At 74.1% G+C, this 17,052-nt stretch carries 16 protein-coding genes; 8 read left to right on the top strand and 8 right to left on the bottom strand.

Going from position 1 to position 17,052, the window contains the following annotated elements; genetic code table 11:
- Positions 1-116 precede the first annotated feature (116 nt).
- The gene (locus ABT299_RS06630; RefSeq protein WP_500250041.1) at positions 117-1,103 is read right to left on the bottom strand and encodes an LLM class flavin-dependent oxidoreductase; all 987 of its coding nucleotides are present in this window, start codon (positions 1,101-1,103) and stop codon (positions 117-119) included.
- A gap of 55 nt (positions 1,104-1,158) precedes the next feature.
- On the opposite strand from ABT299_RS06630, the gene ABT299_RS06635 reads away from it, so the two are divergent.
- From ABT299_RS06635 to ABT299_RS06650, 4 genes are all read left to right on the top strand, one after another.
- Positions 1,159-2,745, top strand: a complete 1,587-nt coding sequence (locus tag ABT299_RS06635) for a 3-hydroxyacyl-CoA dehydrogenase family protein (RefSeq protein ID WP_500250042.1) — start codon at positions 1,159-1,161, stop codon at positions 2,743-2,745.
- A gap of 78 nt (positions 2,746-2,823) precedes the next feature.
- Positions 2,824-3,135 carry an Rv1322 family protein gene (locus tag ABT299_RS06640; protein WP_500250043.1) on the top strand — a complete coding sequence of 104 codons (312 nt, stop codon included), beginning with the start codon at positions 2,824-2,826 and terminating at the stop codon, positions 3,133-3,135.
- Between the two features lie 89 nt (positions 3,136-3,224).
- Complete coding sequence (locus tag ABT299_RS06645; RefSeq protein WP_190861950.1) at positions 3,225-3,947, top strand: alpha/beta hydrolase; 723 nt, start codon at positions 3,225-3,227, stop codon at positions 3,945-3,947.
- Between the two features lie 110 nt (positions 3,948-4,057).
- Entirely contained in the window at positions 4,058-4,849 is a 792-nt protein-coding gene (locus ABT299_RS06650; RefSeq protein WP_387026729.1) for an alpha/beta fold hydrolase, read from the top strand.
- 24 nt (positions 4,850-4,873) lie between these two features.
- On the opposite strand, the gene ABT299_RS06655 is transcribed toward ABT299_RS06650, so the two are convergent.
- The 3 genes from ABT299_RS06655 to mce all read right to left on the bottom strand — a co-directional run bounded on the left by ABT299_RS06655 (position 4,874) and on the right by mce (position 8,680).
- Positions 4,874-6,355, bottom strand: coding sequence for an AI-2E family transporter (locus tag ABT299_RS06655; protein WP_500250044.1), 1,482 nt, complete (start codon positions 6,353-6,355; stop codon positions 4,874-4,876).
- A gap of 153 nt (positions 6,356-6,508) precedes the next feature.
- Positions 6,509-7,855 (bottom strand): DivIVA domain-containing protein, encoded by a 1,347-nt coding sequence (locus ABT299_RS06660; protein WP_190861944.1) that lies wholly within the window; start codon positions 7,853-7,855, stop codon positions 6,509-6,511.
- A gap of 402 nt (positions 7,856-8,257) precedes the next feature.
- Positions 8,258-8,680 (bottom strand): methylmalonyl-CoA epimerase, encoded by a 423-nt coding sequence (mce, locus tag ABT299_RS06665; RefSeq protein WP_190861942.1) that lies wholly within the window; start codon positions 8,678-8,680, stop codon positions 8,258-8,260.
- Between the two features lie 106 nt (positions 8,681-8,786).
- Here mce and ABT299_RS06670 point away from each other — a divergent pair, with 106 nt between their 5' ends.
- A complete protein-coding gene (locus tag ABT299_RS06670) occupies positions 8,787-9,986 on the top strand; it encodes an acetyl-CoA C-acetyltransferase (protein WP_500250045.1) in 1,200 nt (399 codons plus the stop codon).
- A gap of 125 nt (positions 9,987-10,111) precedes the next feature.
- Here the strand turns inward: ABT299_RS06670 and ABT299_RS06675 are convergent, their stop codons facing one another.
- Both ABT299_RS06675 and ABT299_RS06680 read right to left on the bottom strand, forming a co-directional pair.
- Positions 10,112-10,807 (bottom strand): DUF4230 domain-containing protein, encoded by a 696-nt coding sequence (locus ABT299_RS06675; protein WP_500250046.1) that lies wholly within the window; start codon positions 10,805-10,807, stop codon positions 10,112-10,114.
- A gap of 44 nt (positions 10,808-10,851) precedes the next feature.
- A complete protein-coding gene (locus tag ABT299_RS06680; RefSeq protein ID WP_190861936.1) occupies positions 10,852-11,640 on the bottom strand; it encodes a DUF2127 domain-containing protein in 789 nt (262 codons plus the stop codon).
- Between the two features lie 173 nt (positions 11,641-11,813).
- Between ABT299_RS06680 and ABT299_RS06685 the strand changes: the two genes are divergently transcribed.
- The gene (locus ABT299_RS06685) at positions 11,814-12,137 is read left to right on the top strand and encodes a DUF3817 domain-containing protein (protein WP_190861933.1); all 324 of its coding nucleotides are present in this window, start codon (positions 11,814-11,816) and stop codon (positions 12,135-12,137) included.
- Positions 12,138-12,183: 46 nt separating this feature from the next.
- Here ABT299_RS06685 and ABT299_RS06690 read toward each other — a convergent pair whose 3' ends face one another.
- Positions 12,184-13,530: a hypothetical protein gene (locus tag ABT299_RS06690; RefSeq protein ID WP_190861931.1), complete on the bottom strand. Its 1,347-nt coding sequence runs from the start codon at positions 13,528-13,530 to the stop codon at positions 12,184-12,186.
- A complete protein-coding gene (locus ABT299_RS06695; RefSeq protein WP_500250047.1) occupies positions 13,523-14,746 on the bottom strand; it encodes an ATP-binding cassette domain-containing protein in 1,224 nt (407 codons plus the stop codon). Before ABT299_RS06695 ends, ABT299_RS06690 begins: the two co-directional genes overlap by 8 nt.
- Before the next feature lie 381 nt (positions 14,747-15,127).
- Between ABT299_RS06695 and ABT299_RS06700 the strand changes: the two genes are divergently transcribed.
- Both ABT299_RS06700 and ABT299_RS06705 read left to right on the top strand, forming a co-directional pair.
- The gene (locus ABT299_RS06700; RefSeq protein WP_190868727.1) at positions 15,128-16,093 is read left to right on the top strand and encodes a tetratricopeptide repeat protein; all 966 of its coding nucleotides are present in this window, start codon (positions 15,128-15,130) and stop codon (positions 16,091-16,093) included.
- 165 nt (positions 16,094-16,258) lie between these two features.
- Positions 16,259-16,981 (top strand): cytidylate kinase-like family protein, encoded by a 723-nt coding sequence (locus ABT299_RS06705; RefSeq protein ID WP_500250048.1) that lies wholly within the window; start codon positions 16,259-16,261, stop codon positions 16,979-16,981.
- Positions 16,982-17,052 lie beyond the last annotated feature (71 nt).

Raw genomic sequence — 17,052 nt, forward strand, 5'->3', positions numbered from 1 at the left:
ACGCGGCGGCGGCTTAATCGTGCGCTTAATCCGCGGCCGGTTCGCCTCGGGGGTGCCGGGCACCCGCCCCCCTTCCCCTAGGGCGGCGCGTCCGCGTATAAGGAGCCGGCGGCCGGTCAGGAGAGCGCCGCGCGCGTTCTCGGGAGGACCTGCGCGCCGAGCCGGGCGATGTTCTCAAGCGTCGCGCGGTGCGATCCGGCGGCCTCGACCAGCAGGACGAGGTGCCGGATCCCGGTCCGCTCGGCGGTCGCGGCCAAGGCGGCGGCGCAGTCGTCGGGGGAGCCCACGGGGTGCAGGTCGCACAGGCGCCGGGTGTAGGCGACGGGGTCGCGGGACGGGCGGGGCCGGTCGTCGACGGGCACGTATCCGTCCAGGCCGGGGCCGAGCCAGCGCGGCATCTCGTCGAGGAGCGTCCGGACGGCCTCGTCCCGCGTGCCGGCGACCTGCGCGAGGTGGACGGAGATGTGCGGCGCGTCCGGGACGCCATGGCGGGCGACGGCGGCGGCCTTCTCCTCGTCGCCGACGTGCATTCCGAGGAGCATCGGCAGGCCGCGTTCCGCGGCGATCGCCTCGGTGGCGGGAGAGGTGCACGCGACGGAGACCGGCGGCGGGACGTCCGTTCTCGGCACGACCGGGACTTCGCGGAACGAGAAATGCTCGCCCCGCCACCCGAGCCGTTCCGAGCGCAGCCAGGCGAGCAGCAGGTCGAGCGATTCGGCGAACCCTTCCTCGTAGCGGCGGAGCCCCGTTCCGAAGACCTCCAGATCGCGCCACGGGCCGCCGCGTCCGACGCCCAGCCGGAAACGCCCGCGGGAGAGCAGCGACAGCATCGCCGCCTGTTCCGCGAGCGCCACGGGATGCTGGTCGGACAGGACGCTGACCGCGGTGCCGACGTGGACGCGGCGGGTCATGGCCAGAACGTGGCCCGCCATCAGCGTCGCCGACGGGATGACGCCGTAGGACATGAAATGGTGCTCGGCCAGCCACACGTCGTCGAATCCGGCGCGTTCCGCCGCGACGGCGGCCTCGACCGTGCGGGCCAGGGCGGCGGCGTCGTCCTGACCGGGGTAGCGGGCGGCGAGCAGGAAGATTCCGAAGCGCACGTCCCGGTCGTACCCGGCATCCGGGCGGGCCGAGCGCTCTGGGAGACTGCCGTGCATGACTGGTGGTTCGTTCAGCAGGGTCGGGGTCGTCGGACTGGGCACCATGGGCGCGGGCATCGCCGAGGTGCTGGCGCGCGGCGGCCTGGCGGTCGTCGGCATCGAGGTGAACCAGGACGCGCTGGAGCGCGGCCGCGGCCACCTGGAGAAGTCGACGGGGCGCGCGGTGAAGCGCGGCAGGCTCACCGAGGACGCGCAGCGCGAGATCCTCGGCCGGGTGACGCTGTCCACGGACTTCGCCGACCTCGGCGACTGCGACCTGGTCATCGAGGCGGTGCCGGAGCGCCTCGACCTGAAGCGCAAGGTGTTCGCGACGCTGGACGGGGTGTGCCGCGCCGACGCGGTGCTGGCCACCAACACCTCCTCGCTGTCGGTCACCGACATCGCCGTCACCACGGAGCGGCCCACCAAGATCGTCGGGGTGCACTTCTTCAACCCGGCGCCGGTCATGAAGCTGGTCGAGGTCATCCGCACGGTGCTCACCGAGCCGGAGGCCGTGGACCGCGTCGCCGCGCTGGTGAAGGACCTCGGCAAGACCCCGGTCACCATCGGCGACCGCGCCGGGTTCGTCGCGAACCGGCTGCTGTTCGGCTACCTCAACCAGGCCGCCGGGATGCTGGAGTCCGGGCACGCGACGCGCGACGACATCGACACCGCGATGACGGCGGGCGCCGGCCTGCCGATGGGCCCGTTCACCCTGATGGACCTGATCGGCCTCGACACCTGCCTGGAGGTGCTGGAGGCGATCCACGCCGAGACCCGCGACCGGCGGCACGCGCCGTCGCCGCTGCTGCGCGAGCTGGTCACCGCCGGGCTGCTCGGCCGCAAGACGGGCCGCGGCTTCTACGACCACGGCGCGCCGAAGGCCGAGGCGCCCGCGCCGGCGGAGGGTCCCGCGCCCGTCGTCGGCGTCCTCGGCACCGGTGCCCTCGCCGACGCGTTCGCCGCGCTCTGCGACCGCGCGGGCGCGCAGGTCCGCGGCGCCACCGCCGACCTCGCGGACTGCGATCTGATCGTCGAGGCGTCCGGCGACGCCGGCGCGGGCCGCGAACTGCTCGCGGCCGCGGCGCAGGCCGCCAAGCCCGGTGCGGTCCTCGCCGTCACGTCCGCGACGGTCCCGGTGGCCGAGGCGGCGATGGCGTCCGGACGTCCCGCCGACGTCGTCGGCCTGCACCTTCCCGCTCTGCTCGCCGCGGAGGGGACGGGCGCGCTCGCCGAGATCGCGGAGACCGTCGCGACCGGTCCCGGCGTCGCCGACCGCGCCGCGGAGCTGGCCGGGCGGCTCGGCCTCACCGTCGTCCGCTGCCGCGCCCGCGCCGGCTTCATCGTGGACGCGCTGCGCTTCCCGTACCTCAACGACGCCGCCGCGATGCTCGGCGCGGGCTACGCCGACGCGGACGCGATCGACGCCGCGATGACGCTCGGCTGCGGCTACCCGACCGGCCCGATCGCCGACCTCGACCGCCTCGGGATCGACCGCGCCGTCGCCGTGCTGCGCGCCCTGCACGCCGAGACGCGCGAGCCGGCGCTCGCGCCCGTCCCGCTCCTCACCGAGCACGTCACCGCGGGCGTGCCGATCCGCTGACCCGCCGGGCCCGGAGCGCGGCCGCCGGGCGCCCACGGCCGGCGACCGGCGGCCCGCGCGGGCTCATATCCTGGTGGCATGAGCCCCCGCAAGAACCGCCGTGCCGTGTCCGGGAAGCCGCCGCAGGGCGGCGGCTGGGCGCAGCGGACGGAGGAGGGGCCGGACGGCGAGTGGATCGTCCGGTCGATCGCGAGGGCGGCCGCGGTGAAGGCGTACCGGTGCCCGGGCTGCGACCAGGAGATCCCGCCGGGCGTCCCGCACGTCGTCGCGTGGCCGTCGGGCGAGCGGGGCGGCGCCGACGACCGGCGGCACTGGCACCGCCCGTGCTGGGAGGCGCGGGCCCGCCGGGCGCCGCGCGTCCAGCGGAGCAGGAACGCGCCGCGCTACTAGGCGCGGCGTCACCGGGCACGGCATAAACGATGCACGGCATCAACGAGCACGGCGTTACGTGGGCACGGCACCAGCGAGTGAGGGAGTCGATGGCGGAGATCAGGGCGGCGACGGTGCTTCCGGCGCGGCGCGAGGAGATCACCCTGCACACCTCCGACGGGCTGCGGCTCGTCGGGGAGCTGGCGCTGCCGCCGGACCGGCCGCCGGTCGCGACCCTGGTCTGCCTGCACCCGCTGCCGACCGCCGAGGGCATGATGGACAGCCACGTGCTCCGCAAGGCGTCCTACCGGCTGCCCGCGCTCGCCGGCCTCGCCGTCCTGCGGTTCAACACGCGCGGGACGACGTCGGCGCGCGGCACCAGCGAGGGCGAGTTCGGCGAGGGCGAGACAGAGCGGTTCGACGTCGCGGCGGCGCTGGAGTACACCGAGTACCACGACCTGCCGCGGCCGTGGCTGCTCGGCTGGTCGTTCGGCACCGAGCTGGCGCTGCGCTGGGGGCTGGACCCGCTGGTCGAGGGCGCGATCCTGCTGTCGCCGCCGCTGAAGCGGGCCGGGGACGCCGACCTGGACGCGTGGGGCGCCGACGGGCGGCCGCTCGTCGCGCTCGTCCCGGAGTTCGACGACTACCTGCGCCCGGCGGAGGCGCGGGAACGGTTCGCGCGCGCGCCGCAGGCGGAGGTGATCGGCGTGGACAACGCCAAGCACCTGTGGGTGGGGGAGCCGTACGTCCGGACCGTGCTGAACGAGATCGTCCGGCACGTCGCACCGGACGCGTACCCACTTCCCACAGAATGGGACGAACCGGACAGATAAACGCGCACGGCCGATCGCGGCCACTCCCGTCCCACCACCCCCGATAGCGGGTAACGATTGTCCGACCGCCGCGTGAACGCGGCGGCGTTTCGCGGACGTGAGGGAACCGGATGACCGTGCAGCTGTACGCCAGGGACGTCGGGACGGGGACACCGCTCGTCCTGCTGCACGCCTTCCCGCTCTCCTCGGCGATGTGGCTCGAGCAGCGGCAGGGCCTCGCGAACCGGTTCCGCGTCGTCACCCCGGACCTGCGCGGGTTCGGCGGCTCGCGGCTCGGCGCCGACGACCCGTCCGTCGACCTGATGGCCGACGACGTCGCGCACCTGTTCCGCCGGCTCGGCCTCCAGCGCGCCGTCGTCGGCGGGCTGTCCATGGGCGGGTACGTCGCGATGGCGCTGTGCCGCCGCCACCCCGACCTCGTGCTCGGCGTCGTCCTCGCCTCGACGCGCGCCGCCGCCGACACCGCCGCCGTCCGCGAGAACCGGCTGCGGCAGGCCGAGGCGATCGACGGCGACGGCACCGTCCAGGTCCTGCTGGACGAGGTGCTGCCCGGTCTCGTCGGGCCGACCACCTACCGGCAGCGCGCCCTCGTCTACGGGCGCGTCCGCGGGCTCGTCCAGGCGACGCCCCCGCCCGCCGCCGCGTGGGCGCTGCGCGCCATGGCCGGACGTCCCGAGTCGTTCGAGACGCTGCGCGGCCTCAAGGTGCCCGCGCTGGTGATGGTCGGCGACGAGGACACGCTCGCCACCGAGGACGAGGCGCGCGCCATGGCCGACGCCCTGCCGAACGCCGAGCTGCTCGTCATCCCGCGCGCCGGGCACCTGTGCGCGGTCGAGCAGCCCGACCTGTTCAACCAGGCCGTCGCCGAGTTCGCCGCGGCGCTGGCCCGCACCACCCGCTGACGCGGGCGGGGCCGCCGGAACGGCTCAGAGCGTCTCCTGCCTCGGCAGGACCACCTCGCGGATCAGCAGCGAGATCGCCGCCGCGGTCGGGATCGCCAGCAGCGCGCCGACGACGCCGAGCAGCGCCGCGCCGACCAGCGCCGCGACGATCGTCACCGCGGGCTGGACGTCGACCGTCCGCTTCATCACCCTCGGGTACACCAGGTAGTTCTCGACCTGCTGGTAGATCACGTAGAACGCCACGCAGACGATGAGGTCGGTGGTCGTCCCGGTCAGGAACGCGACCAGGCAGACGATCACCGCGCCGATCGTCGCGCCGATGAGCGGGACGAGGTCGGTCACCGCGACGATCAGCGCGAGCGCCAGCGCGTACTTCACCCCGAGGATCGACAGGAAGATGTACGAGCACAGCCCCGCGATGAACGCGATCGTGAACTGGCCGGCGACGTACCCGCCGATCCGGTCGAGGATCTCGTCGCCCAGCAGCGCGACGCGGGCCCGGCGGGTGCGCGGCGCGAGCTGGTAGAAGAACGTCTTGATCTGCGGCAGCGAGCTCATGAAGTAGAGCGTCAGGATCAGGATCGTGATCGTCTGGAAGACGCCGTTGATCGCGACCTTGCCGATGCCGGTCGCGGTGTCGGTGAGCCCGTTCTGGAAGCCCGGGCTGTTGACGGCCTTCTCCGCGCGCTTGAGCAGCCCGTAGCGCTTGTCCCAGTCGGCCAGCGTCTTGTTGTTCTGCAGCTGGTCGACGAAGTCGGGGATGCTGTGCCGCAGCTCGGTGACCTGCTCGGTGACGGGCTGGACGAGCGACGCGACGAACCCGGCGAAGAACAGGATCACGATCAGGAACACCGCCCCGACCGCGGCGCCGCGCGGCAGCCCGAACCGGCGCAGCCGCTCCACCGCCGGGTTCAGGCCGACCGCGAGGAACATCGCGACCACGATCATCACGAGCACCGACTTGGCGTTCGTCGCGGCCTTCACCAGCATCCACGCGGTGATCACGCCGAGCGCGGCGGTGAACCCGAACACGAACGGGTGGGCGCGGCCGAGCGGCTGGCCGGGGCGGCCGAACGGGAACAGCGGGTTCACGCCGGCCTCGCGGCGGCGCTGCTCCACGTCGTGGGCGGGGTCCGGCGCGCCGGGCTCGGGCGCCTGCTGCTCCGCCGGCTCGTCCGCCGGAGCCGGGCGCGTCCGCGGGCCGCCGGTGGCCGGGTCGAGCTCGTAGGCGGGTTCCTGGTCGGCGGCCTCCGTGTCGAGGGCACCGCTGGGCGCCCCGGCGGTCTCGCCGCCGCCCGCACCGCTGCTGCCCTCGTCGCCGTCGTCGTCGCCGCTCGCGCGTTCCGTGCCGCCGTCCGTGCCGCCGTCCGTGCCGCCGTCCGTGTCATTCGCGTCGTCCGCGGTGTCGGCCGGGGGTGCGGGCGCGGGGACCTTGCCGGCGGTGCCGGTGGCCGCCTTCCCGGGCGCCGCCTCCGGCTTGTCCTCGCTGGGGGTGTCGTCGGGCACGCCGCTCTCCTTCGCCGTCCTGCCGTCGTCGTTCACGGGTCCGGACGGAGGGCCGCCGACCACGCGTTACGGGGGTAGACGACGGAAAGCCCGGAGACGTTTCCGCCTCCAGGCTCTCCGTCGCTCCTCCGGGCCGTCAGCCGGCCCGGAGGGTCACTCCTGCCACCAGTCCTCGTCGTCCTCGTCGGACTTCTTGCCCTGCGGGGCCTGCTTGGCGGGCGCGGCCTTGCCGGCGGGCTGGGCGGCCTGCTGCGGCTTCGGCTGCGCCTGCTGCGCCGGGGCCGGCTTCGGCTCGGCGGCCGGGATGGCGGCCTTCTCCGGCGGCGCGGCCAGCTCGGGCTCGCCGCCGCCGCCCATCGCCGGGGCGACGCCGCCGATGAGCTGGCGCAGCTGGTTGAGGTGGCTCGTGATGCTGTCGCGCTGCCGGGTCAGCTCGTCGACCTGGCGCTGCGCGGCGGTGCGGACGCGGTCGGCCTCGGCCTTGGTCTCGGCGAGCAGCTGCTCGGCCTGCGACTTGGCCTCGGCGATGACGTTGTCGGAGTTCTTGCGCGCGTTGGCCATGAGCTGCTTGGCGTGCGAGTCGGCCTCGCGCCGGGTCTGCTCGGCCTGCTGGGTGGCCTTGGCGGCGCGCTGCTCGGCGGACGCGGCGCGCTGCTCGGCCTCGGCGACCAGCTTCTGGGTGGCGGCCTGCGCGGCGGCGTGCCGCTCGGCGTCCTGCCGGTCGGCCTCCTCGCGGCGGGCGGCCAGCTGGATCTCGAACTCGGCCTCGGCCTGCGCCCGCTGCGCCTCGCTCTCCTCCAGGATGCGCTGGGCCTGCGCGCGCATCTCGTCGGCCTGCCGCTTGGCGGTCGTGAGGATCTCGTCGCGCTCGCGCTTGGTGGACGCGCGCAGCTGGGCGACCTCGCGCTCGGTCGTGGTGCGCAGCTTGGCGATCTCGCGCTCGGCGCCGGCGCGCTTCTCGGCGACCTCGTGGTCGGCGGTGGCGCGCAGCTTGGCGACCTCGCGCTCGGTCGTGGAGGTCAGCTCGTCGGCCTCGCGGCGGGCGGAGGTGCGCACCTCCTCGGCCTCGCGCTCGGCGGCCTGCCGCATGTCGTCGCCCTCGCGCTGGGCGGTGGCGCGCAGCTCGGCGGCGTCGTTCTCGGCGGTGGCGCGCTGCTCGGCGGCGTCGACCTTCGCGGCGGCCTTGATCTCGTTGGCCTCGGACCGGGCGGCCTGGACGAGCTCGGTCGCCTGCTCCTCGGCGAGCCGCAGCAGCTGCTCGATGCGGGCGCCGAGGCCGGAGTAGGTGGGCCGTTCCTGCTCCTGCAGCTGGCGATGGGCGTCCGACAGCTCCCGCTGGAGGGCCTGGGACTGCTCGCGTGCCTGCCGGCCCTCGTTCTCGAGCTGTTTGATGTGCTCGTCGACCTGGTGCCGGTCGTAGCCACGGAGCACCACGTCGAAATCGCGCGGGGGCGTGTCCTCGAAGAAGTTGCTGAGCTGGGCGTCGATGTCGGACTGCATAGGGCTCAATCCTGATGTGACGGGGCTACGGGTGGTTCCGGGGACCGGTTGATCGCCTGGCATGGACGGCCGCCGTCAACGGGCGCGGTGCCCCAGACCTCTTCCGGTGGATGAAGCGTACTCCGGACACTGCCGTGTTGGGGGCTCATCTTGACGCGCTGCGTGGTTTGTCCCAGTTTGCGGTTACCGTGTCCCGTGCCCCAGGTGCCCAGGTACGGGGGTCGCAAATGCACCAGATGTGTCCGAATGCTCACAGAGCGGCGGTCTTGCACCCCACGGGCCCGCCGGGTGATATCGAACACGTCACGATCCGATCGCGCTCGCGCGGCGCGCGCGCGAGACCGCGCCAACGCGCGCGCCGCGCCCCGTCCCGCCGGGCCTCGCGCCCCCCGCGCCCGCCGGCTACGCCTTCTGGACCAGCTCGGTCAGCACGCCATGGCAGTCCTTCGGGTGCAAAAAGTTGATCAAGGAACCCATGGAACCGTTCCTCGGCGCGTCGTACAGCACCCGGACGCCCTTCCCGGCGATGTCCGCCGCCTCGTCCGCGACGGCCTGGTCGGTGCCGAACGCGATGTGGTGGACGCCCTCGCCGTTCTTCGCGAGCCACTTGGCCACCGCCGAGTCGTCCCTGATCGGCTCGATGAGCTGCAGGTAGCTGGCCGCGCCGTCGCCGGTCTCGTTGATCTTGAGCATGCACTCCCGCACGCCCTGCTCCTCGTTCACCTCGAAGTGCGCGTCGGTGAAGCCGTAGGTCGCCTTGTAGAACTCGACGGTGGCCTCCAGGTCGTGACAGGCGATACCGATGTGGTCGATACGGGTCAGCATGGACGTTTCTCCCTACGGACGGCCGAACGGGGGCGAACGGAAGCGAGCGACGCTTCCCTGGGTATGGTGGCAAACGTCGCCGCAGCACCCTCCTGGAGGCCCCCACATGACCGCCACGTCCGTGATCGTCGCCGGAGCGCGCACCCCCGTGGGGCGCCTGCAGGGCGCGCTGAAGGACTTCTCCGCCGCCGACCTCGGCGCCCACGCGATCAAGGCGGCGCTGGAGCGGGCCGGCGTGGCCGGCGACCAGGTGGAGTACGTGATCCTCGGGCAGGTCCTGCAGGCCGGCGCCGGGCAGATCCCGTCCCGGCAGGCGGCGGTCAAGGCCGGCATCCCGATGAGCGTCCCGTCCCTCACGATCAACAAGGTCTGCCTCTCCGGGCTCGACGCGATCGCGCTCGCCGACCAGCTCATCCGGGCCGGCGAGTTCGACATCGTCGTCGCCGGCGGCATGGAGTCGATGACGCAGGCGCCGCACCTGCTGCCCAAGTCGCGCGCCGGCTACAAGTACGGCTCGATCGAGGTCCTCGACCACATGGCCTACGACGCGCTGACCGACGCGTTCGACGGCATCGCGATGGGCGAGTCCACCGAGCACCACAACGCCAGGCTCGGCATCGGCCGCGAGGAGCAGGACGAGTTCTCCGCCCGCTCCCACCAGCGCGCCGCCGCGGCCATCAAGAACGGCGTCTTCGACGACGAGATCGCCCCGATCGAGATCCCGCAGCGCAAGGGCGACCCGATCGTGTTCGCCAAGGACGAGGGCGTGCGCGCCGACACCACGGCCGAGTCGCTCGCGCGGCTGCGCCCCGCGTTCAGCAAGGACGGGACGATCACCGCCGGCTCGTCCTCGCAGATCTCCGACGGCGCCGCCGCCGTCGTGGTGATGTCCAAGGCGAAGGCCGAGGAGCTCGGCCTCACCTGGCTCGCCGAGATCGGCGCGCACGGCAACGTCGCCGGCCCGGACAACTCGCTGCAGTCGCAGCCGTCCAACGCCATCAAGCACGCCCTCGGCAAGGAGGGCCTGACCGTCGACGACCTCGACCTCATCGAGATCAACGAGGCGTTCGCGTCGGTCGGCATCCAGTCCATGCGCGACCTCGGCGTCGGCCCCGAGAAGGTCAACGTCAACGGCGGCGCCATCGCGCTCGGCCACCCGGTCGGCATGTCCGGCGCCCGCATCGTGCTGCACCTCGCCTACGAGCTGAAGCGGCGCGGCGGCGGCGTCGGCGCCGCCGGCCTGTGCGGCGGCGGCGGCCAGGGCGACGCTCTATTGATTCGCGTTCCGGCTCAGGGCCTCGCCTAGCGGCTCGGCCCCGACCGGCCTACGGGCGGGCGCTAAGTCGCTCCGCGACCTGCTGGAGAACTTCGCCTCCGGCTCGTTCGCCCAGCAGACCTTCGGTCGCGCCCGCGCGGTGGTCGATGTGGCGGCTACTGGGCGTTGGGCTGCTGGACGGTGACCGTCCGGAAGCCCAGCGCCCTCAGCATGTTCTCCAGCATCCGCTTGGTGTTGGCGTCCGCCTGGTCGGCCAGCCGGCTCTGCTGCGCGGCCGCCTGGATCTTCTGGCTCGCCAGCACGTACAGCTGCTGCTGGTTGTCGGGGTTGCTGCTGAAGAAGTCGCCGAACCGGTCGAACAGGCCGCGCTCGGTCGCGTAGACGTAGCTGCGCTTGGTGTCGAGGTTGGTGGGTTCGAGCTGGGCGTGCGGCAGCGTGATCGTCGCCGCCGTCCGGTCGGAGTTCACCTTCACCGCGCCGGTGGCGATCCGCGAGAAGTCCACGTAGGCGTCGACGGAGCCGTTGCCCACGAACAGGGTCCGCTTGCCGCGCAGCGACGACGGCAGGAACTTGGCGTCCTTCTCCAGGTCGACGACGACCTGGAAGTTACCGCTGGCGGCCTCGTACCGGTTCAGGTCGCGGATCGACTGCAGCAGCACCGGGCCGCTGCGGTCCTTGGTCTCCTCGTGGAACGGGTTCAGCCAGTGCGGCAGGCCGTGCACCGCCTGCTGCACGACGAGGACGACCGCGATGGTCGCCGCGATGAGCACCAAGGGGGTGAGGAGACCGCGCCGGGGGACGGGTCGCACGCGCTGGGGGGCGGGCTCGCGGGCCGCGTCGTTCTTCGGCATGTCACCCACATTCCCGGACTTATCGCCCCCTCACCTCTTCCCGGTCATCCCGTGGCGGGGTGCGACGGCCGCGCGACGTCCGGATCGGTCGCCGCGTGCTCCACCTCCATCAGCGACTCGCTGCGCAGATGCGCCTCGTGGGCGGCCCGGCCGCCGCGCACGCCGAACAGCCGTTTGGTGACGATGATGTAGACGATCAGACCGATATTGATGGCCAGCGCGCCGATCCGCAGCACGGTCACCTTCTCGGACAGCTCGTAGATCTCGACCGGCAGGCCGAAGCAGGTCGCGACGACCGCGAAGTACTCGCCCCACCGCTGCAGCAGCCACAGCCCGACGGCCTCGATGATCTCGATCGCCGCGTACACCAGCAGCCCGATCGCGAGCCAGCGCAGCGTCCGCTCCTCCAGCCCGAACACGTGCCGGATCGAGGTGACGATCTTGGAGTGGTCCAGGTCCCAGCCGAACTGCTTCGCGATCGGCCGCAGCAGCGGGATCTCCTTCTCGAAGACCTCCTGGATGGAGCCGCGGCTCTGCGCGAACCGCCACACCCCGTACGCGGCGACCGCCACGATCAGCCCGCGGATCAGCCGCTCCACCGCGAAGAACCGCATGATGAAGGCGTCGCGCAGCTCCTTGCCGCGCTTCACCAGCGGCGCCTCGTCGGCCGGGCCCGAGCCGTGCGGGTCGCCGTGCACGTACGCGCCGCAGCGCAGGCACCGCCACGCGTCGCCGACGGGCGACGACACCACCAGCCGCTCGCGCAGCGGCCGCTCGTCGGGGGCGTAGGTGATGTGCCCCTTGCGCGCACAGGTCAGCAGGCTCCAGTCCACGCGGACACCCTATTGTCTGCATTGCCCGTGGCGTCAGGCGCTGGAGCGCCTTCCTTCAACGGGCGACGCGCGCGGTCGCCGCATCGCCGCGGGCCGGAGGGCCGGTCGGCGCGTGTGAGCAGGGCCATAGGAACAAGGGAAACCTGGAACGGCGGCGAGGCGTTGAGGGGTTCGTGGACATCGTGCGCGCGTTCCGTGTCGTCTCCATCGCCGAGGCGACCTCCTTCCTGGTGCTGCTCCTGGTCGCCATGCCGCTGAAGTACGGCGCGGACCTGCCGGTGGCCGTCCAGGTGATGGGGCCCATCCACGGCATCCTGTTCCTCGCCTACGTCGGGCTGGCCTACGCCGCCGGCGAGAAGCTCGGCTGGGGCCTCAAGCGCACCGTCCTCGCGCTCATCGCCGCGGTGCTGCCCGTCGCGCCGTTCTTCGTCGAGCGGCACTGGGCCAAGCCCGCGGCCGCCGCCCGTCCCGAGCCGCAGACCGCCGGACGGGCCTGACCACGACTTCCGCGTGGCCGCGGTCGGGATGGGGGTTCCGCCGCGGTCACGCGGGGGACTGCGCGTGACCCAGCTCCCGCGGGCGCATCGGCACGGGCCGGTGGGCGTCCCGCACCACCCGCCCCGTGCTCCGGTGGACGCGCCGGGGCGCCGGCCGGAAGTCCGCCGGACCCAGCGCGCACGACCGGTAGCCGGCGAAATGGCGGCGCAGCCAGGCGCGCCGCCGGTCGTCGCCCCATGAGCCGAACCGCCGCGCCGCCCCCGCGTCGCGGATCGCCGGCGGCTGCTCGCCGAGCAGCCACGCGTCCACCAGCGAGCCGTAGCCGCCCGGCCGTCCGATGACCGCGCACGCGCCTGCGTCGAGCAGGCCGTCCCTGATCTGGCGGACGGCCCGCTCCTGGTAGCCGGGCGACAGGTTCTCGTCCAGGTGGATGCCGGCGACGCCGTTCGCGACCCCGGCGGGCGCCCAGCCCGGAAGCTGCTCAACGCGGGTGAACGCGCCCGGCGTGCCGCGCAGCCGCGCCGCGAGCGGCGTCACGGCCGTCATCAGCGAGGGCAGCGCCGCGCGCAGCGCCGGATGCACGCAGACGGTCAGCGGCCACTCCCGGCACACCCGTTCCGCGGGCGCGGGCGCCACGGTCCCGCCGGCGTCGCGCAGCCCGAGCGTCGCGCCGCCGGTCGCCGCCAGCGCCAGGGCCAGCGGCAGGACGAGCAGCAGCCGCCGCGTCGCCCACAGCACGTACCCGAGGACGAGCACGGCGGTCAGCCCCGACGCCCACAGCACCTGGTAGCCGAGCACGCACGCGCGCAGCGTGGTGAACAGGGGGATGCGGTTGAACGCCGCAGGGGGGAGCAGGCTCAGCCACGACGTCCCCGGCACGCGGAGGGCGGCCCACAGCGCCGTCACGGCGAGCACCACGGCCGCCGTCGCCCGGTGCGGGACGACCCGTCCGGCCAGGTAGCCGACCGCGACGTGCAGCACCAGCGCGCCCGCTCCGGCCACCACGCCGAGGGGATGCGGGTGCCCGGCCTCCTGGCGGAGCAGCGTGACCGCGACCACCAGCGCGGCCACCACCAGGTAGGACGCGAGCGCCGCCGCGGAGAGCAGCAGCAGGTCGAGCAGGGCGCCCGTGGCGGGCGAGCGCGCCGTCAGGTCGCGCAGGTAGTCGAGCGGGCGCTCCCGCACGGCCGTCCACGCGGCCAGCCCGGCCGCGGCCGGGCCGAGGAACCGCACCGCGTCGAGCAGCGCGACGACGGAGTTGTCCCAGTACGCGACCGAGGGCAGCAGCGGCGGGCCCGCCGCCGCCGTCCCGACCGCGGAGAGGATCGGCACCGCGACCAGCAGCGCCGAGCGGCGGGCGTCCAGCCGGAGCACCCGACCGAGGTCAGACACCGGCGCCGCTCCCCGCGGCCGCCCGCCTCGACCGCAGCCTCGGCACCGGGAGCGGCACCTGCCGCAGCGCCGCGCCGCTCAGGGCCGTGGTGCGGCGGGCCGTGGCGCGCAGGGCTCTCGTGCGCCTGGCCGTCGTGCGCAGGGCCGTCGTGCGCAGGGCCGTCGTGCCCAGCGCGGCGGGGCGCAGTGCGGCGGGCCGCAGGCTGACGTGCGGCAGTGCGAGCCGCGCCGGCCGCCTCCGCACCGCGCCGCGCCGCTTCCGGCCCGTCCTGTCCCGGGCGCGCTCCTTCGGGACGTGCCCCGCCGCGTCCGGCTCGCGCACGGCGAGGTCCAGCGGGGCGGAGTGGCCGGGCTCCGTGCCGAGGCCGGCCCCGGCCGGGTGGTCGGCGGGCCCGGCGGCGGGCTCGTCGGTGACGGGCAGGGCCGCGTCCGGGCCGTCCGCCGCGACGCGCCGGTCCGCGGCGGTGCGGCCCCGGCGGGCCGCCGCGGAATGGGTGGGCTGCTCGCTGAGCCGGCCGCGGGCCAGCGTGAGCAGCCGGTCGCACCAGCCGGTGAGCGTCTCGGTGTCGTCCGCGCTGACCAGGACGGTCGGCGCCAGCGACCGCAGCACCGGGACCAGCTCGGCCATCGCGGCCGAGTACGCGGTCCCGCCCGGCCCCGCCGCGCCGGTCGGCCACGGTTCGGCGGCGGCCCGCAGGTCGCCGAACGGGTCGTCCAGCACCAGCAGGTCGGGGCCGTGCACGCACGCGGCGGCCAGCCCGGCGCGCAGCCGGACGTCCGGCGGCAGCAGCGACAGCGCCGTCCCGGCGGCCTCGGTGAGGTCCAGCCGCTTCATGATGGACCGTGCCACTGAGGTGCTCGTGCGCTTGTAGTACGCGGCATAAGCGACGAACTCGCCCGCCGTCATGCTCTCCGCGCGGGAGAACCGGGCCGGCAGGTAGCCGATCCGGGCCCGCGCGGCCCGCAGGTCCGCGGCGTTCGCTATGTCATGCCCGAGAATGTGCAGCACGCCGGAATTAGGCCGGCGCAAGGTCGCGAACGTGGCCAGCAGAGTGGATTTACCGACACCAGGTGGACCGGCGAAGCCGACCACGCCTTCGGTCACGCCGAAGGTCACCGGGCGCAGGAGCCACCGCCCCCCGCGGCGGACACCCATTCCTCGGGCCACGATCGCGGAATGCTCCGCGATCACTTGTTTCCCCCCGTTGCTCGTCATGCGAGCGCGACGGTCGTCCGAGCCGGGCCGGTGGCCGCTCCCGGCGCCACCCGGCGCCCGTCCGCCCGGACCGGCCGAATCGGCGGGGTCCGGGGAACCGGATCTCTTTTGCCGTCGCACGATGCATCGACATCGCGACTATAACCGGGCTTGGTGATGGCTGTCAGCAATCTTTTTGCCTTTACGGCAGGACGCCTGGATTCTTTGCCTTCCGACCGAAGGTGAGAATTCAAAAAAGGCGGACAATTGCGTCGTCATCCCATGGAAAGGGGCGCCGTGGTCGGCGGTCCCGCGCCGGCACGGGCGGCGTCCGCGCGCGGCTCGCTCCGCTCCGAGCGGACGGGCGCACCGACCGGGCCGGTCATGGGGCAGGATGGACCCATGCCTTCTCGGGACTTTTCGTTGCACGGGGCCATCGACCTGGGAGCTCGCCAGGCGGCCGCCAGGAAGCAGCAGGAGCGCCGGGCGCAGGCCGGTGCGGCGCCCGCGGGCGGCCCGGCCGGCGGCGCCCCCGCCGCCGGAGCGTACGTCGTGGACGTCACCGACCAGACCTTCAACACCGAGGTCGTGGAGCGGTCGCAGACCGTCCCGGTGCTCGTCGACTTCTGGGCCGACTGGTGCGGGCCGTGCAAGCAGCTCAGCCCGATCCTGGAGAAGCTCGCCACCGAGGCGGCCGGCAAGTGGATCCTCGCCAAGGTCGACATCGACGCGAACCCGCAGCTCGGCGCGTACATGCAGCAGATGGGCGTGCGCGGCATCCCGTTCGTCGCGGCGGTCGTGGCCGGGCAGCTGCTGCCCTTCCTGAACGGCGCGGCCCCCGAGCCGCAGGTCCGGCAGGCGATCGACCAGCTCTTCGAGGCGCTGCGCCAGGAGGGCATCCTGCCGGAGCCCCCGCCGGGCGAGGCCGCGGCCGCGGGCGAGGAGGCGGCCCCGGCCGGGTCGGTGTACTCCGAGGCCGAGGACGCGCTGCAGCGCGGCGACCTCGACGGCGCGAAGGCCGCCTTCGAGCGGATCCTCGCCGGGAACCCGAGGGACGGCCAGGCCAAGCAGGGTCTCGCGCTGGTCGAGCTGAGCCTGCGGGTGGAGCGGCTGGACCCCGAGCGCACCGTCCAGGAGGCGGCGGACAAGCCCGGCGACGTGCAGGCGCAGCTCCGCGCCGCGGACGTCGAGATGGTGTCCGGCCGGATCGAGGACGCGTTCGGGCGGCTGCTCACCGCGGTGCGCGGCAGCGCGGGCGATGACCGCGACGCGGCCCGCACGCACCTGCTGTCGCTGTTCGAGCTGCTGCCGCCGGACGACCCGCGCGTCGCCAAGGCCCGCCGCTCCCTCCAGTCGGCGCTCTTCTGACGATCCCGGCGTTCCGACGATCCCGGCGTTCCGACGACCGCGGCCCAACGGCCTCGCTCGGCGGCCCGGCGCTCGCCTGACGGCTGAGCGCCGGATCGCCCTGCCCGCCTGCGATCGCGACGGGTCCGGGCCCTTGGGGCGCGCGGAATCGGGCATGTAGCGGGTGTGAGCGCTCGTGTCGTGACCATCTCCGCCGCGTTCGGCGCGCGGGGCGACGTGGTCGGCCCCGCGGTCGCCGAGCGCCTTCAGCTGCCGTTCCTCGACCGGGCCATCCCCGTCCGGGTCGCCGGCGAGATCGGCTGCACGCTGGAGGAGGCGCTCGCTCACGACGGCCGCGCCGAGAGCGGCATCGGCCGCATCCTCGCGGGCGCGGCGCGGCTGCCGAACGTCGCGCTCGGCGCCATGGACGTCTACCTCCCCGAGCAGGCGATCATCCGTCCCGAGGAGTTCGTCGAGCACACCGAGCGCGTCATCCACCGGACGGTGGAGCGCGGCGGGGGCGTGCTGCTCGGCCGCGCCGCCGCCCTCGTGCTGGCCGGCCTCCCGGGGGTGCTGCACGTCCGGCTGGACGGCCCGCGCGAGCGGCGGCTGGCGGTCGCCGCGCACGAGCTGGCGAAGTCCGCCGAAGGCCGGGCGGCGGCGGTCCCGGGCGGCCGCCGGGGCCGGGCCGGGGGCGGGACGCGGGGTCCGGCTGGGGCGACCGGGACGCCGGACCGCGATGTTGAGCGTATGCTCGATGACAACGACCGCGCCCGCACGGCCTACGTGAAGCACTTTTACGGGGCCGACCCCGCCGATCCGCGGCTCTACCATCTCGTGATCGACACCACGAGGCTGCCCGCATCCGCCGCCGTCGACCTGATCGCGGCCGCGGCGCGGGCGCTGTGAGCCGCAGGCGGAGAGGGCGACGGCCCCCGGGCGTCCCGTGCCCCCATGGGACGTGGCGGCCGGGACGAGGA

Source organism: Spirillospora sp. NPDC000708 (assembly GCF_040299565.1).
GTDB lineage: Bacteria > Actinomycetota > Actinomycetes > Streptosporangiales > Streptosporangiaceae > Spirillospora.

What these genes read in the sequence shown, in the direction of transcription:
- ABT299_RS06700 (WP_190868727.1), top strand. Translation starts at nt 15,128, where the DNA reads ATGCCTTCTCGGGACTTTTCGTTGCACGGGGCCATCGACCTGGGAGCT.
- mce (WP_190861942.1), bottom strand. Translation starts at nt 8,680, where the DNA reads ATGCTGACCCGTATCGACCACATCGGTATCGCCTGTCACGACCTGGAG.
- ABT299_RS06640 (WP_500250043.1), top strand. Translation starts at nt 2,824, where the DNA reads ATGAGCCCCCGCAAGAACCGCCGTGCCGTGTCCGGGAAGCCGCCGCAG.
- ABT299_RS06675 (WP_500250046.1), bottom strand. Translation starts at nt 10,807, where the DNA reads ATGCCGAAGAACGACGCGGCCCGCGAGCCCGCCCCCCAGCGCGTGCGA.
- ABT299_RS06650 (WP_387026729.1), top strand. Translation starts at nt 4,058, where the DNA reads ATGACCGTGCAGCTGTACGCCAGGGACGTCGGGACGGGGACACCGCTC.
- ABT299_RS06670 (WP_500250045.1), top strand. Translation starts at nt 8,787, where the DNA reads ATGACCGCCACGTCCGTGATCGTCGCCGGAGCGCGCACCCCCGTGGGG.
- ABT299_RS06635 (WP_500250042.1), top strand. Translation starts at nt 1,159, where the DNA reads ATGACTGGTGGTTCGTTCAGCAGGGTCGGGGTCGTCGGACTGGGCACC.
- ABT299_RS06660 (WP_190861944.1), bottom strand. Translation starts at nt 7,855, where the DNA reads ATGCAGTCCGACATCGACGCCCAGCTCAGCAACTTCTTCGAGGACACG.
- ABT299_RS06645 (WP_190861950.1), top strand. Translation starts at nt 3,225, where the DNA reads ATGGCGGAGATCAGGGCGGCGACGGTGCTTCCGGCGCGGCGCGAGGAG.
- ABT299_RS06695 (WP_500250047.1), bottom strand. Translation starts at nt 14,746, where the DNA reads ATGACGAGCAACGGGGGGAAACAAGTGATCGCGGAGCATTCCGCGATC.